Raw genomic sequence first — 14,968 nt, forward strand, 5'->3', positions numbered from 1 at the left:
AAAATTTACCGATGGTGTGTGTCGCCAGCCGTCCGCTGAAAATGGCGGACCTGTATCTGGAAACCGTTACGCAAGCCCACATAGAGGCTGTCCCCCGGGGCCAGCCCGGCAGCGTTGGCCCAACGGGCCAGGTCGTCCTGTTCAAAACCAAGCCAGAGATCGCCGCAGGCTTCCCGCGCCCAATCCTGATCGTGGCTGCACAGTTCGGTGACCAGCAGGCTGCCGCCTGCCTTCACCCGTTTGGCCAAAAGGCGCAGGGCCAGGGCCGGGTCGCTGAAATGGTGCAGGACCATGTTCAGCACAACGCAGTCGGCTTCCACATCCGTTGCACCCAGTGCATCGGCCAACTGCAGGTTTACATTATCCAGGCGTTCGCGTTCGCAGACCTGGCGCGCCAGCTCGAGCATGGTCGGGCTGTTGTCCAGGGCTGTGACACAGGCGAAGCGCCGGGCCAGGTCGGGCAAAAAGCCGCCGTCGCCGGGGCCGACTTCCAGCGCGCTGGCGGTCGGCTCGAAATTCAGTGTGTCGAGCAGCGCCAGCAGGCTTTCGCGGTACTGCGGCAGGCCGGCGATCAGGTCCTGCTGGGCGCGGAACTTTTCTTCCACGCGCAGGAAAAAGTCCTGGCTGGTGGCGGCGCGGCGTTGTTGCACCTGAGCGATGCGCGCCTGCACGTCCAGCGGCAGTGCCAGGTCGTCGACCTCTTCGAGCAGCGCGGTGTGCAGGCGGCCGCCCAGGCGGTGGCTGTCGGGCAGGGCCCTGCGGTAGAAAACCGCATTGCCTTCGCGGCGCGTAGCCACCAGCTCGGCCTGGGCCAAAACCTTGAGGTGATGGCTCATGCCCGACTGCCCGATGTCGAAAATCTGTGCCAGCTCCAGGACGCCGAACGAGTCGCTGGCCAAGGCGCGCAGGACATTCAGGCGCAGTTCGTCGCCACTGGCTTTGCACAGGGCTGCCAGTGTGTCGCTTCGCTGAGGGATCGGTTGCGCACGGAGGTTCATGACGCGGCAGTCTAGACAGGCATCGTTGCCCTAGCAAGACCAATATCAAAAAGTTTTGATATTGGCGATGAGCTGCAAGAAATAGAGCCTTGCGCGCACGCTTCGGCTTTCTCTTGCTGCTTAAAGCTTGCCGCTTGCCGCTTAAATGTTTGCCCCCAGCCCCCCAGTGGGGGAAAATGGCCGCCTTTTTCGTTACACCACCTATTCAAGCCCCAGGAGATAAGCGATGCCCAGCCGTCGTGAACGTGCCAACGCCATTCGTGCCCTCAGCATGGATGCCGTGCAAAAGGCCAACAGCGGCCACCCAGGTGCCCCCATGGGCATGGCGGATATCGCCGAAGTGCTTTGGCGCGACTATCTGAAGCACAACCCGAGCAACCCGAGCTTCGCCGACCGTGACCGCTTCGTGCTGTCCAACGGCCACGGCTCGATGCTGATCTACTCGTTGCTGCACCTGACCGGCTACGACGTCACCCTCGACGACCTCAAGTCGTTCCGCCAGCTGCATAGCCGTACCCCGGGCCACCCCGAGTTCGGCTACACCCCGGGTGTGGAAACCACCACCGGCCCGCTGGGCCAAGGTTTGGCCAATGCCGTGGGCTTTGCCTTGGCGGAGAAAGTGCTGGGTGCCCAGTTCAACCGCGAAGGCCACAACATCGTCGACCACAACACCTACGTGTTCCTCGGCGACGGCTGCATGATGGAAGGCATCTCCCACGAAGTCGCCTCGCTGGCCGGCACCCTGGGCCTGAACAAGCTGGTGGCCTTCTATGACGACAACGGCATTTCCATCGACGGTGAAGTGGAAGGCTGGTTCACCGACGACACCCCCAAGCGCTTCGAGGCCTACAACTGGCTGGTGATCCGCAACGTCAACGGCCACGACGCCGACGAGATCCGCACGGCTATCGAGACTGCGCGCAAGAGCGACCGTCCGACCCTGATCTGCTGCAAGACCATCATTGGTTTCGGCTCGCCCAACAAGCAGGGCAAGGAAGACTGCCACGGTGCTCCGCTGGGCAACGACGAAATCGCCCTGGCCCGCAAGGAACTGAACTGGAACCACGCTCCGTTCGAAGTTCCTGCCGACATCTACGCCGAATGGGACGCCAAAGAAGCAGGCGCCAAGGCTGAAGCCGAGTGGAACACGCGGTTCGATGCCTATGCCGCCGCCTTCCCGGAACTGGCCAGCGAACTCAAGCGCCGTCTGAGCGGTGATCTGCCAGCCGACTTCTCCGAAAAGGCCGCTGCCTACATCGCTGAAGTCGCTGCCAAGGGCGAGACCATCGCCAGCCGCAAGGCCAGCCAGAACACCCTGAATGCCTTCGGCCCACTGCTGCCGGAATTCCTTGGCGGCTCGGCCGACCTGGCCGGCTCCAACCTGACCCTGTGGAAGGGCTGCAAGGGTGTGGACGCCAACGACGCCAGCGGCAACTACGTGTTCTACGGCGTGCGCGAGTTCGGCATGACCGCGATCATGAACGGGGTTGCCCTGCACGGCGGCCTGGTGCCTTACGGCGCGACGTTCCTGATGTTCATGGAATACGCCCGTAACGCCGTGCGCATGTCCGCCCTTATGAAGCAGCGCGTCATCCATGTGTACACCCACGACTCCATCGGCCTGGGCGAAGACGGCCCGACCCACCAGCCGATCGAGCAACTGACCAGCCTGCGCAGCACGCCGAACCTGGACACCTGGCGCCCGGCCGACGCAGTCGAGTCGGCTGTGTCCTGGAAGCACGCCCTGGAGCGCAAGGACGGCCCATCGGCGCTGATCTTCTCGCGCCAGAACCTGCAGCATCAGGACCGCGACGCCCAGCAGATCGCCGATATCGCCCGCGGCGGTTACGTGCTCAAGGACTGCGCCGGCGAGCCCGAGCTGATCCTGATCGCCACCGGTTCGGAAGTGGGCCTGGCCGTTCAGGCGTTCGACAAGCTGACCGAGCAGGGCCGCAAGGTACGTGTCGTGTCGATGCCGAGCACCAGCGTGTTCGACGCACAGGATGCGGCCTACAAGCAGTCCGTACTGCCGCTGCAAGTGGGTGCCCGCATCGCCATCGAAGCGGCTCATGCCGACTTCTGGTACAAGTACGTGGGCCTCGAAGGCCGTGTCATCGGCATGACCACTTACGGTGAATCGGCTCCGGCCAGCGCACTGTTCGAGGAGTTCGGCTTCACCCTGGAGAACATCCTGGGTACTGCCGAAGAGCTGCTGGAAGACTGATGCAACCCTGGAGGGCTTGGCCCTCCATCGCGACGCAAGGCCGCTCCTGCAGTTACCGCGCAGCCTCGATGTTGGCGCGGTGCCTGTAGGAGCGGCCTTGTGTCGCGATGGGCCGCAACGCGGCCCCAACAGCCACCATGCGTTAGCGAGCCCACCAATGCCCCACCCGCGTCCCTACAAAGTTGCACTCAACGGTTACGGCCGCATCGGCCGCTGTGTCCTGCGCGCACTGTTTGAGCGTGGGGCAAAGGCTGGCTTCGAAATCGTTGCATTGAACGACCTGGCCGACCAGGCCAGTGTGGAATACCTGACACGCTTCGACTCCACTCACGGCCGATTCCCCGGCGACGTGAAGGTCGACGGCGACTGTCTGCATATCAATGGTGACTGCGTGAAGGTCATGCGCAGTGCCACCCCCGAGGGCGTCGACTGGGCCGCCCTGGACATCGACCTGGTGCTGGAGTGTTCCGGCGCCTATCACACCCGTGCCGATGGCCAGCGCTTTCTTGATGCCGGTGCGCCGCGGGTGCTGTTCTCGCAGCCCATGGCCAGCGAGGCCGATGTGGATGCGACGGTGGTCTACGGCATCAACCAGGCTTGCCTGACCGGCACCGAGCGCCTGGTGTCCAACGCCTCCTGTACCACCAACTGTGGCGTACCGCTGCTGCGGGTACTGGACCAGGCGTTCGGCATCGAGTACGTACAGATCACCACCATTCACTCGGCAATGAACGACCAGCCGGTGATCGATGCCTACCATCATGAGGATTTGCGCCGTACGCGCTCGGCTTTCCAGTCGGTGATCCCGGTGTCCACTGGCCTGGCGCGTGGTATCGAGCGCCTGCTGCCGGAACTTGCCGGGCGAATACAGGCCAAAGCGGTACGCGTGCCGACCGTCAACGTGTCGTGCCTGGACATCACCCTGCAGACCGCCCGTGACACCAGTGCGGTCGAAGTCAATCGGGTGCTGCGCGAGGCGGCGCTGGATGGCCCGCTCAAAGGCTTGCTGGCTTACACCGAATTGCCCCACGCCAGCTGTGATTTCAACCATGACCCGCATTCGGCGATCGTCGATGCCAGCCAGACACGCGTCTCGGGCCCCCGCCTGGTGAACCTGCTGGCCTGGTTCGACAACGAATGGGGTTTTGCCAACCGTATGCTCGACGTTGCCGAACATTATCTGCACGTCGTCCACCCAACCCGCACCAAACAGCCCTGAAGGACTGCATTCATGACCGTGTTGAAGATGACCGACCTCGACCTGCAAGGTAAACGCGTATTGATCCGCGAAGACCTCAACGTGCCTGTGAAGGACGGTGTGGTAACCAGCGACGCGCGTATCCTGGCTGCGCTGCCGACCATCAAGCTGGCCCTGGAGAAGGGCGCGGCGGTAATGGTCTGCTCGCACCTGGGCCGCCCGACCGAAGGTGAGTTCTCGGCCGAGAACAGCCTCAAGCCGGTTGCCGACTACCTGAGCAAGGCCCTGGGCCGCGACGTTGCACTGGTCGCCGACTACCTCGATGGCATCGAGGTCAAGGCCGGTGACCTGGTGCTGTTCGAGAACGTTCGCTTCAACAAGGGCGAGAAGAAGAACGCCGACGAGCTGGCGCACAAGTACGCGGCCCTGTGCGACGTCTTCGTCATGGACGCCTTCGGCACCGCTCACCGTGCCGAAGGCTCCACCCACGGCGTCGCCAAGTTCGCCAAGGTCGCTGCGGCAGGCCCGCTGCTGGCCGCCGAGCTGGACGCCCTGGGCAAAGCCCTGAAGGCACCGGCCAAACCAATGGCGGCCATCGTTGCCGGCTCCAAGGTTTCCACCAAGCTGGACGTGCTGAACAGCCTGAGCTCGGTTTGCGACCAGTTGATCGTTGGTGGCGGCATCGCCAACACCTTCCTGGCCGCCGCCGGCCACCCGGTGGGCAAGTCGCTGTACGAGCCTGACCTGGTGGAAACCGCCAAGGCCATCGCCGCCAAGGTCAGCGTACCGCTGCCAGTCGACGTGGTGGTTGCCAAGGAGTTTGCCGAGAGCGCCGAGGCCACCGTCAAGGCCATCGCCGACGTGGCCGCCGACGACATGATCCTGGACATCGGGCCACAGACTGCGGCCAACTTCGCCGAACTGCTGAAGTCGTCGAAAACCATCCTGTGGAACGGCCCGGTCGGTGTGTTCGAGTTCGACCAGTTCGGCAACGGCACCAAGGTACTGGCCAAGGCTATCGCCGAGAGCGCTGCATTCTCCATCGCCGGCGGTGGCGATACCCTGGCAGCCATCGACAAATATGGCGTCAGCGCCGAGATCTCCTACATTTCTACCGGTGGTGGTGCATTCCTCGAGTTCGTCGAAGGCAAGGTACTGCCGGCCGTGGCGATCCTTGAAGAGCGGGCAAAAGCCTGACAATGGCGGCGCCTGGCAAAGGGAGCGACCTGATGGTCAAGCAATTGCCTGTGATCTTGCTGGCTGGTTTGCTGAGCGCATGCTCCAGCAGCCCGTCCTCGGACAACGATCCGGCGCAGCCGCCCAAGGGCGGCTGCTACCAGTCTGAGTGGCAGGCCGAGACCGTGCCGGTAATCAGCAAGCGCGTGGGCCCGGAAGGCCTGGAAAAGTATGACGAAGACCACCAGCGCAAGGCGCCTGGCTGCCCATGAACCGATGCGCTTCGTCGGAGCAGGCAACCAAGCGACCATTGTGTGGTCATCTAGAGGATATGCAATGAAAGCGCTGATGGCCTTGATGGCCCTGGCGACACTGGCAGGATGCTCGCTGCTGCAGCCGGCGCAACCCGCCCCGGCAGCCGCCTGGACCCGTTGGGTCTGTGACAGCCAGACCGAAGTGCTCTGGCGCTTCGCCGATGCACAACAGGATTCGGTCGACGTGCGCCTCGGCGGCGGCGACCAGGTCTACCGGCTCAAGTCCGAGCCGAGTGCGTCGGGCGCGATGTACAGCGATGGCGTGCTGGCCTTCCACACCAAGGGCGAGGAAGGCCTGGTGTACTGGGTGGCAACCAACGATCTGATTGGGCGGGGCTGCAAGGCACCGTGACTGGCCGGGCCGCACCGGTGGCCCACACTACTTGAACAGCAACCGCCCCTGCGGCAGGCTTGCACGAAACAAAACGACGCTTGTCGGGAGAGAGATACACAATGGCACTCATTAGCATGCGCCAGATGCTGGACCACGCCGCCGAGTTCGGTTACGGCGTTCCAGCTTTCAACGTCAACAACCTCGAGCAGATGCGCGCCATCATGGAAGCGGCCGACAAGACCGACTCCCCAGTGATCGTCCAGGCTTCGGCCGGTGCCCGCAAATACGCTGGCGCGCCGTTCCTGCGTCACCTGATCCTGGCCGCCATCGAAGAATTCCCGCACATCCCGGTGTGCATGCACCAGGACCACGGCACCAGCCCTGACGTGTGCCAGCGTTCGATCCAGCTGGGCTTCAGCTCGGTGATGATGGACGGCTCGCTGGGCGAAGACGGCAAGACCCCGACCGACTACGAGTACAACGTCCGCGTCACTCAGCAGACTGTCGCCATGGCGCACGCCTGTGGTGTTTCGGTCGAAGGCGAGCTGGGCTGCCTGGGTTCGCTGGAAACCGGCATGGCCGGTGAAGAAGACGGCATCGGCGCCGAAGGCGTGCTGGACCACAGCCAGATGCTCACCGACCCGGAAGAAGCCGCCGACTTCGTCAAGAAGACCCAGGTGGATGCCCTGGCCATCGCCATCGGCACCAGCCACGGTGCCTACAAGTTCACCAAGCCGCCAACCGGTGACGTGCTGGCGATCGACCGCATCAAGGAAATCCACAAGCGCATCCCCAACACCCACCTGGTGATGCACGGTTCTTCCTCGGTACCGCAGGAGTGGCTGGCGATCATCAACCAGTACGGCGGCGACATCAAAGAGACCTACGGCGTACCGGTCGAAGAAATCGTTGAAGGCATCAAGCACGGCGTGCGCAAGGTCAACATCGATACCGACCTGCGCCTGGCCTCCACCGGTGCCATGCGCCGCCTGATGGCGCAGAACCCGAGCGAGTTCGACCCGCGCAAGTTCTTCGGTGAAACCGTGAAAGCCATGCGCGATGTGTGCATCGCACGTTACGAAGCCTTCGGCACCGCCGGTAATGCCTCGAAGATCAAGCCGATCTCCCTGGAAGGCATGTTCCAGCGTTACCTGAAAGGTGAGCTGGCCGCCAAGGTCAACTGATCACAGGCCGCCTTAAAAAGACCCACAGAAATGTGGGTTTTTTTATGGCTGAATGCCCGGCAAACGACCGTTAGTCGACTACCCTTACCTTTAGTCACTGATAGCGTTCTGATTGCATTGCGTGTTACACACTCGAGTCTAGAGTGTTAAACCGGATCCAGATGCAAGTCGAAGTCGGTCATACAAGAGAAAGCAGCATGGATGGCGCTTACCCTCAACCACCGGATGGCAACTCGGTTCTCCTGGTGGTGGACGATTACCCTGAGAACCTCATAAGCATGCGAGCCTTACTGGCCCGCACAGATTGGCAGGTGCTGACAGCAGGTTCAGGGACGGAAGCCTTGAGCGCCTTGCTGGAGCACGAAGTCGACCTTGTCTTGCTCGACGTGCAGATGCCCGAAATGGACGGTTTCGAGGTTGCCCGGCTGATGCGTGGCAGCCACCGTACCCGGCTGACCCCGATCATCTTCCTCACCGCCAACGAGCAGTCCGATGCCGCCGTGCTCAAGGGCTATGCCAGTGGTGCGGTGGATTACCTGTTCAAGCCGTTCGACCCGCAGATCCTCAAGCCCAAGGTGCAGGCGCAACTGGACCAGCAGCGCAACCGGCGCATGCTGCAACGCTTGACGCGCGAACTGGAGGCGGCCAGGGCGTTCAATGCGTCCATCCTGGAGAATGCCGCCGAAGGCATTCTGGTGGTCGACGCCCACGGCAACATCAGCTTTGCCAACCCGGCGATCTCACGCTTGCTCGATGCCCCGGTCGAGCAATTGCAGGGCGTGCAGTTACTTGAGTTGCTGCAACTGCCCAATGCCACCCTCTGGAGCGAATCGGATTTCCATCAGGCCTACCAGTCACGGCAGATCTTCCGTGTACACGACGCCCACCTGCGCACGGCAGGCGGTCATCTGGTCCCGGTGGCATTGTCCTGCGCACCGCTGCCGGCCGATCAGCAGGCGATGGTGGTGACGGTGCTGGACATGTCGGCGGTGCGCAATTTGCACCAGCAGCTCGAATACCAGGCGGTCACCGACCCGCTTACCGGCCTGCTCAACCGCCGTGGGTTCTATCAGGCCGCTGAAAGCGTGCTGCTGCGCAACGAACGCTCAGACAAGGCCCAGGCCTTGATGTACATGGATTTGGATGGTTTCAAGCGGATCAATGACTCGCTCGGCCACGAGGCCGGGGACCGGGTACTGGGTTGGGTTGCCGAGCAGCTCAAAGACTGCCTTGGTAGTGAGGCGTTGCTGGCACGCATGGGTGGCGACGAGTTCACGGCGCTGTTCGATGGCCTGCCGTATCCGGAACAAGCTGGCCGCTTTGCCGAGCAACTGCTCGAGCGTATGTCCGTCCAGCGCCAGGTGGCCGGCCTGGATGTCTGCCTGGGTGTCAGCATCGGCATTGCCACCTTCCCGGACTGCGGTGCCACTGTCGAAGGCCTGTTGCGTGCCGCCGATGCGGCGATGTATGCGGCCAAGCAGGCTGGGCGCGGGCAGTACCGCTTCTATGACCAGGAGCTCAATGGCCGGGCGCGGTCACGGCTGATGCTTGAGGACAGCGTGCGGCACGCCGTCGAGTCGCAAGGCTTCAACATGGTGTACCAGCCCCAGGTCGCTTTCGCCGATGGTCACCTGCGCGGTTTCGAAGCCCTGCTGCGCTGGCAGCACCCCAGCGTCGGCGATGTACCGCCGGGGCTGTTCATCCCTTTGCTTGAGGAGGCGCGACTGATAACGCGCCTGGCCAGCTGGATCTACCGCCAGGGGGCGGCGCAGCGTCAGGCCTGGTGTGAGCGTTTTGCCCCGGATCTGGTGCTGGGTATCAGCCTGAGCCGCGCTCAGTTCGCCATGCCTGGGCTTGTCGATGAGCTGCAGCGGGTGATACAGGATTACCGGCTCAACCCGGCGCAACTGGAAGTGGAAGTTGCCGAGACCTCACTGATGTACAACATCGACGCGGCGATCAAGCAGATCCACCGCCTGCGCGAGCTGGGAGTGCGCGTGGCGCTGGACGACTTTGGTGCTGGTGACTGCTCGCTGCGCATGCTGCGCGACCTGCCTGTCGACACCTTGAAGCTGGACCGCCACCTGGTGGCGCGCCTGCCCGATTCGGCGCCGGACGCCGCGTTGGTGCGCAGTGTCATCGGCCTGTGCGCCGAGTACAACGTCACGGTCATCGCCGAAGGCGTGGAAACTGCGGCCCAGGCTGCTTGGCTCAAGGCAAACGGTTGCGCCTACGTGCAGGGCTTCCTTGTCGCCCGGCCGATGACCGCCGCCGATGCCAGCGGCTTTCCGGCAATTTTTCCCTGGCCGCAGTCCTGATTGGCTAGAATCGGCATTCGTTACGCCGAATGTCATGCCATGACCGTATTACGCTATTTGCAAGCTTACCCGCCGCACCTGCAAGAGCAGGTGCAGCAGATGATCGACAGCGACCGCCTGGGCGACTACCTGCAACGCCGCTATCCCGATCGCCATGAAGTGCAGAGCGACAAGGCGCTGTACGGCTACGCCCAGGATCTGCGCCAGCAATACCTGCGCAGTGCGCCAAGCCTGGACAAGGTACTGTTCGACAACCGCCTGGACCTCACCCACCGTGCGCTGGGGCTCAATACTGCGGTGTCGCGGGTGCAGGGTGGCAAGCTCAAGGCGAAGAAGGAAATTCGCATCGCCTCGCTGTTCAAGGAGGCGGCGCCGCAGTTCCTGCGCATGATCGTGGTACATGAACTGGCGCACCTGCGCGAGCGTGACCACAGCAAAGCCTTCTACCAGCTTTGTCAGCACATGGAGCCGGACTACCACCAACTGGAATTCGACCTGCGCGTCTACCTGACCTATCGGGAGCTGCCGGGTAACCTGTAAGGATCACGCAGCATGGATGTGAGCAAGACCAAGAGCAGTTTCTATCGCCGCCTGTACGTGGCCTGGCTGATCGACAGCCAGACCGCTACCAGCGTGCCAGCCTTGATGGAAGCCACCGGGATGCCGCGCCGCACCGCGCAGGACACCATCGCTGCGTTGGCTGACCTGGACATTGTCTGCGAGTTCGAGCAGCAGGAAGGGGCGCGCAACCATGCCGGGCATTATCGCATCCATGACTGGGGTGCGATCGACAAGCAGTGGATCATCCGCCATCTGCGCCAGATCAGGGAAGTGCTCGGCTACCCGTAAATGCGGGGGGCTGCCTGCTTCGGCCAAAATAGAGGCTAATTGACACTATTGGCCGCTGCCCTGTGCGGCGGCTTTGTGTAGTCTCATGACTTGCGTTATCGAAGACCGCCATCAACAGCCTGTGCCTACCACTGCAAAAGGACTTGAGCATGCGGCCACTGCTTTGCGTTCTGGGATTGTTGGGTGTGATGCTGGCTGGGCCAGCCTTGGGCCAGGGCAAACTACGGCTGGTGGCCGATACCTGGCCGCCGTTCACTGATGCCGGCATGCCCGGTGGTGGCCTTGCCACCAGCATCGTCACCACGGCGCTGGCGCGTGCAGGTTACCCCAGCGAGTACGAGGAAGTACCGTGGGCGCGGGCGCTGCTCGGGGTTAGCGAAGGCCGTTACGACGTACTGATCAATGCCTGGTACAACGATACGCGTACCCGCATCGGCCAGTTTTCCAAGGCCTACCTGACCAACCGCATTCGTTTGCTCAAGCGCAAGGGCGACAGCTTCCGTTACAGGCGCCAGGCTGATCTGTATCCCTACAGCATTGCCGTGGTGCGTGATTATGCCTACTCACCCGAATTCGATAGCGACACCCGCTTGCACAAGGTGCCGGTACGCAACTTTTCCTCCGCCGTGCGCATGCTGGCGGCAGGGCGGGTGGATCTGGCAGTGGAAGATGAGTTCGTGGCGCGCTACAACCTGCAGCGCGAACCCGAGCAGGTGCGTGATGGGGTAGTGCTGGTCGAACCCGCGCTGGGCGAGAACACCCTGCATATTCTGGTGAGCCTCAAGCACCCTGAGCATCGGCAGATCGTCGAGCGGTTCGAACGCAGCATTGCAGCGATGAAGGCAGACGGCAGCTATGCACGGCTTCTGCGCCAGCATGGCTTTTGATGTGCAGCGCAGGCAACGAACAATCAGGCCGGTGAGCCCTCTTTGATCAGGTGCGCGGCCAAGGTCCGCAAGGGCCCCAACTGCCGGCAGATCAGCGCCAACTGGGTCTGCACCAATCGTTGATGTTCATCCAGTTCCTCAGGCATCTGCTCCAGCGTATTGGCCAAGGCTTCTTCGGCATCGCTGTGAATCGCCACGGGTAGCCGCGCGGCCAGGCCGTTGGCGATTTCGTCGAGGCTGGCAGCCAATGCCTGCCCCGCCCCCTCGATCAACTGTTCATGGACCTCTGCCGGCAGCGCCGTATCACGGTGTGCCCCCAGCCCTGAGAGGTAGCTGAGCAAGGTATGCGACAGCACCAGGAAGCGGAAGCCTACATCGGCCTCCTTACGGAAGTGCCCCGGCTCCATGAGCATGTTGGCCAGCGTGGTGGACAGCGCCGCGTCAGCGTTGTGTGCGTTGCGCCGGGCCAGGCGGTAAGCCAGGTCATCGCGCTTGCCGTGGGCATACTGCTGCATGATCTGACGCAGGTACACACTTGCGCAGGCTAAGGTATTGGCCAGCGCCTTGTTAAGGCGGCGGCCCTGCCAGTCGGGGAGGAACAGGAACACGGCGAGAATGGCGATCAGGCTACCGACCAAGGTATCGAACAGCCGTGGCAGGAACAGGCCGTAGCCATCGCCGATCTGGTTGAAGCAGAACAGGATCATCAGCGTGATCGCCGCCGTGGCCAAGGTGTAGCGGGTGGTCCGGTTGACGAAGAACACCACCCCGGCCACCACTGCGAACGCCGACTGGATGAGCGGATTCGGGAACAGGTCGAACAGGGCCCAGCCCACGGTCAGGCCGATGGCTGTGCCGAAGATCCTCTGCACCAGTTTGCGCCGGGTGGCGCCATAGTTGGGCTGGCAGACGAACAGGGTGGTGAGGATGATCCAGTAGCCTTGGGTCGGGTGAATCAAGTGCACCATGCCGTAGCCCACCGACAGCGCCAGCGACAGGCGCAGGGCATGGCGGAACAGCAGCGAGGTAGGTGTGAGCTGGGTGCGCAACCGCTTCCACACATCCTTGAGGTTGCGTGGCGAACGGTCGAGCAGGCTGCTGTCGCTGGCGTCGGCCAGGCTGTCGGGGTTGCTGGCGGCGCCAAGCAGGCGGTCCAGCGTGGCCAGGTTTGCGGCCAGGGCGCGTAGTGAGCGCAACAGGCCACGCCAGGCCGGGTTGTTCTGGTTACGCAGGTGCTCAAGCGAGGCATTGAGGTCCTCGAGGGCCTCGGCGAAGCCGGTGGCCAGAACGAACGGCTGGCGCAGCCGGATCGAGCGTGCCAGTTCCTGGCAGGATGCCCCTTGTTTGCGCAGTAGGCGCTGGCAGCGGAACATCACGTCGCTGTGGAAGAACGCCTCGGTGAGGGCGTTGTAAGGGTAGTGCGAGGCGCTCACCCTTTCGTGGATGTCCTGGGCCAGGAAGTACAGCTTCAGGTAGCGGCTGACCTTGGAGTTGGGCTGGCTGTTGCCTACCCGGTGCAGAATGATTTCCTTGGCGGCATTCAGCGCGGCCACCACCTTGCCGTTTTGCTGGGCCAGTGCCAGGCGCTGGGCTTCGACATCGAGTGTGCGAATCGGCTCGAACAGGCTGGCCTTGAGCTTGAGGTAAGTGCCCAGTTCGAAGAACAGTTTGGCCAGGCTCTGCTGTACCGGTTGGTTGGAGAACAGCGCCTGCCACAGCACCGAGAGCAGGCCATACCAGGCGGCACCGGCCACCAGCAGCAACGGTTCATGCCAGAAGTCGCTGACTTCGCCGCCGCGCTGGTCCACGCCGATCATGGTGTACACCGACAGAATCAGCGTTGCCGATGCGATCGCGCCGTAGCGTTCACCCAATGCGCCAAGCATGGTCAGGGAGAAGGCGGCCAAGGCCATGGAGACGGCGAAGATCCAGGGGTAGGGGAACAGCAGTTCCACCGAAAGCGCGGCAATGGCGAAACACAGCAGGGTGACGAGCAACGCGCTGAGGCGGCCTTGCCAGCTATCGTCGGTCTCGGCCAGGGCGCTGGCGATGATGCCGAGGAACAGCGGGATGAGCAGGCTCATCTCGTTCTGGTACCAGCACCAGGCCATGCTGCCGGTGAGCGCGATGGTCACGCGGATGGCGTAGCTGAACTTGTCTTGACCCCACAGGCGACGCAATGACTGACGGAACGAGCTCGATGACATGATGGCCTGCTGGCAGTGATCGATTGAATGCATTGCGGCACGGACCAGCAAGAAGCGTTCCGTGCTGCTGAATGGATTCTACTCTACACGAACTGTGCTGCAGCGTTGGCCGATGCCCAGGCCCATTGGAAATTGAAACCGCCCAGGTGGCCGGTGACATCCAGCACTTCACCGATGAAATAGAGGTTGGGGCTCTTCAGCGATTCCATGGTTTTCGACGACACCTCACGGGTATCGACGCCACCCAGGGTGACTTCGGCGGTGCGATAGCCTTCGGTACCTGCCGGTACCAGCTGCCAGGCCGCCAGCTTGTCGGCGATCTGCGCCAGCTCCGCCGGGGTGTACTGCTTCATCGGCTTTGACTCGAACCACTGCTCGGCCAGCAGGTTGGCCAGTTTGCGGGTGAACACCTCGCCCAATACGGTCTTGAGTTCCGCATTGGCGCGCTCGGTCTGCTGCTGTTGCAGCCAGGTCAGGGCATCACGGTCGGGCAGCAGGTTGATTTCGACCGTGTCGCCGGCCTCCCAGAACGACGAAATCTGCAGGATCGCCGGGCCGCTGAGGCCGCGGTGGGTGAACAGCAGGTTTTCGCGGAAGCTGGTGCCGTTGCAGCTGGCTGTGCAATCGAGCGAGGTGCCCGACAGCTCGGTGCACAGTGCCTTGAGCTGGGGCTCGGTAATGGTGAACGGCACCAGGCCCGCGCGGGTCGGCAGCAAGGTATGGCCGAACTGGCGCGCTACCTGATAGCCGAAGCCGGTCGCGCCCAGCGTTGGAATCGACAGGCCTCCGGTGGCGATCACCAGCGATTGGCAGGCAAACTGGCCGGCGCTGGTTTGCAGCAGATAGCCGCTTTCGGTCTTCTCGATATGCTCGATGCTGGTTTGCATGCGCAGTTCGGCACCGGCTTCGTCGCATTCGGCCAACAGCATGTCGAGGATGTCGCTGGCCTTGTTGTCACAGAACAGCTGGCCGAGCTTCTTTTCGTGGTAGGGCACGCCATGCTTGGCCACCAGCTCGATGAAGTCCCACTGTGTATAGCGGGCAAGGGCCGACTTGCAGAAGTGTGCGTTCTGGGAGAGGAAGTTGGCCGGCTCGGTGTACAGGTTGGTGAAGTTGCAGCGCCCGCCACCAGACATGAGGATCTTCTTGCCTGGCTTGTTGGCGTGGTCGAGCAGCAGCACCCGGCGGCCACGGCGGGCGCTGAGCTGGGCGCACATCAGGCCGGCGGCGCCGGCGCCGAGGATGATCACGTCGGTGGTGTGCACGGGGTACCTCATTA

13 protein-coding genes are annotated in these 14,968 nt (G+C 62.8%); 10 read left to right on the plus strand and 3 right to left on the minus strand.

Annotated elements, in window-relative coordinates; translation table 11 throughout:
* Window positions 1-5: 5 nt before the first annotated feature.
* Window positions 6-998, minus strand: a complete 993-nt coding sequence (locus JOE27_RS18910) for a metalloregulator ArsR/SmtB family transcription factor (protein WP_046785046.1) — start codon at window positions 996-998, stop codon at window positions 6-8.
* Between the two features lie 226 nt (window positions 999-1,224).
* Between JOE27_RS18910 and tkt the strand changes: the two genes are divergently transcribed.
* The 10 genes from tkt (at window position 1,225) to JOE27_RS18960 (ending at window position 11,482) form a co-directional block, all read left to right on the plus strand.
* The gene (gene tkt / locus JOE27_RS18915) at window positions 1,225-3,222 is read left to right on the plus strand and encodes a transketolase (protein ID WP_119688164.1); all 1,998 of its coding nucleotides are present in this window, start codon (window positions 1,225-1,227) and stop codon (window positions 3,220-3,222) included.
* 157 nt (window positions 3,223-3,379) lie between these two features.
* Window positions 3,380-4,441, plus strand: a complete 1,062-nt coding sequence (epd, locus tag JOE27_RS18920) for an erythrose-4-phosphate dehydrogenase (RefSeq protein WP_046785048.1) — start codon at window positions 3,380-3,382, stop codon at window positions 4,439-4,441.
* Between the two features lie 12 nt (window positions 4,442-4,453).
* Window positions 4,454-5,617: a phosphoglycerate kinase gene (locus tag JOE27_RS18925; RefSeq protein WP_046785049.1), complete on the plus strand. Its 1,164-nt coding sequence runs from the start codon at window positions 4,454-4,456 to the stop codon at window positions 5,615-5,617.
* A gap of 32 nt (window positions 5,618-5,649) precedes the next feature.
* The gene (locus JOE27_RS18930) at window positions 5,650-5,868 is read left to right on the plus strand and encodes a hypothetical protein (protein WP_012312446.1); all 219 of its coding nucleotides are present in this window, start codon (window positions 5,650-5,652) and stop codon (window positions 5,866-5,868) included.
* Between the two features lie 64 nt (window positions 5,869-5,932).
* Entirely contained in the window at window positions 5,933-6,262 is a 330-nt protein-coding gene (locus JOE27_RS18935) for an MliC family protein (protein ID WP_046785050.1), read from the plus strand.
* Window positions 6,263-6,363: 101 nt separating this feature from the next.
* Complete coding sequence (fba, locus tag JOE27_RS18940; protein WP_008093958.1) at window positions 6,364-7,428, plus strand: class II fructose-bisphosphate aldolase; 1,065 nt, start codon at window positions 6,364-6,366, stop codon at window positions 7,426-7,428.
* Between the two features lie 197 nt (window positions 7,429-7,625).
* On the plus strand, window positions 7,626-9,746 hold the full coding sequence (locus JOE27_RS18945) for an EAL domain-containing protein (protein WP_046785051.1): 2,121 nt from the start codon (window positions 7,626-7,628) through the stop codon (window positions 9,744-9,746).
* Between the two features lie 39 nt (window positions 9,747-9,785).
* Complete coding sequence (locus JOE27_RS18950; protein WP_119688165.1) at window positions 9,786-10,286, plus strand: M48 family metallopeptidase; 501 nt, start codon at window positions 9,786-9,788, stop codon at window positions 10,284-10,286.
* Window positions 10,287-10,298: 12 nt separating this feature from the next.
* Entirely contained in the window at window positions 10,299-10,595 is a 297-nt protein-coding gene (locus JOE27_RS18955) for a winged helix-turn-helix domain-containing protein (protein ID WP_012312450.1), read from the plus strand.
* A gap of 149 nt (window positions 10,596-10,744) precedes the next feature.
* Window positions 10,745-11,482: a transporter substrate-binding domain-containing protein gene (locus tag JOE27_RS18960; protein ID WP_046785053.1), complete on the plus strand. Its 738-nt coding sequence runs from the start codon at window positions 10,745-10,747 to the stop codon at window positions 11,480-11,482.
* Window positions 11,483-11,505: 23 nt separating this feature from the next.
* On the opposite strand, the gene yccS is transcribed toward JOE27_RS18960, so the two are convergent.
* Both yccS and JOE27_RS18970 read right to left on the minus strand, forming a co-directional pair.
* The gene (yccS, locus tag JOE27_RS18965) at window positions 11,506-13,689 is read right to left on the minus strand and encodes a YccS family putative transporter (RefSeq protein WP_046785174.1); all 2,184 of its coding nucleotides are present in this window, start codon (window positions 13,687-13,689) and stop codon (window positions 11,506-11,508) included.
* Window positions 13,690-13,772: 83 nt separating this feature from the next.
* Entirely contained in the window at window positions 13,773-14,954 is a 1,182-nt protein-coding gene (locus JOE27_RS18970; RefSeq protein WP_046785054.1) for an NAD(P)/FAD-dependent oxidoreductase, read from the minus strand.
* Window positions 14,955-14,968 lie beyond the last annotated feature (14 nt).

This window comes from Pseudomonas sp. M5 (genome assembly GCF_016907075.1).
Lineage (GTDB): Bacteria > Pseudomonadota > Gammaproteobacteria > Pseudomonadales > Pseudomonadaceae > Aquipseudomonas > Aquipseudomonas putida_E.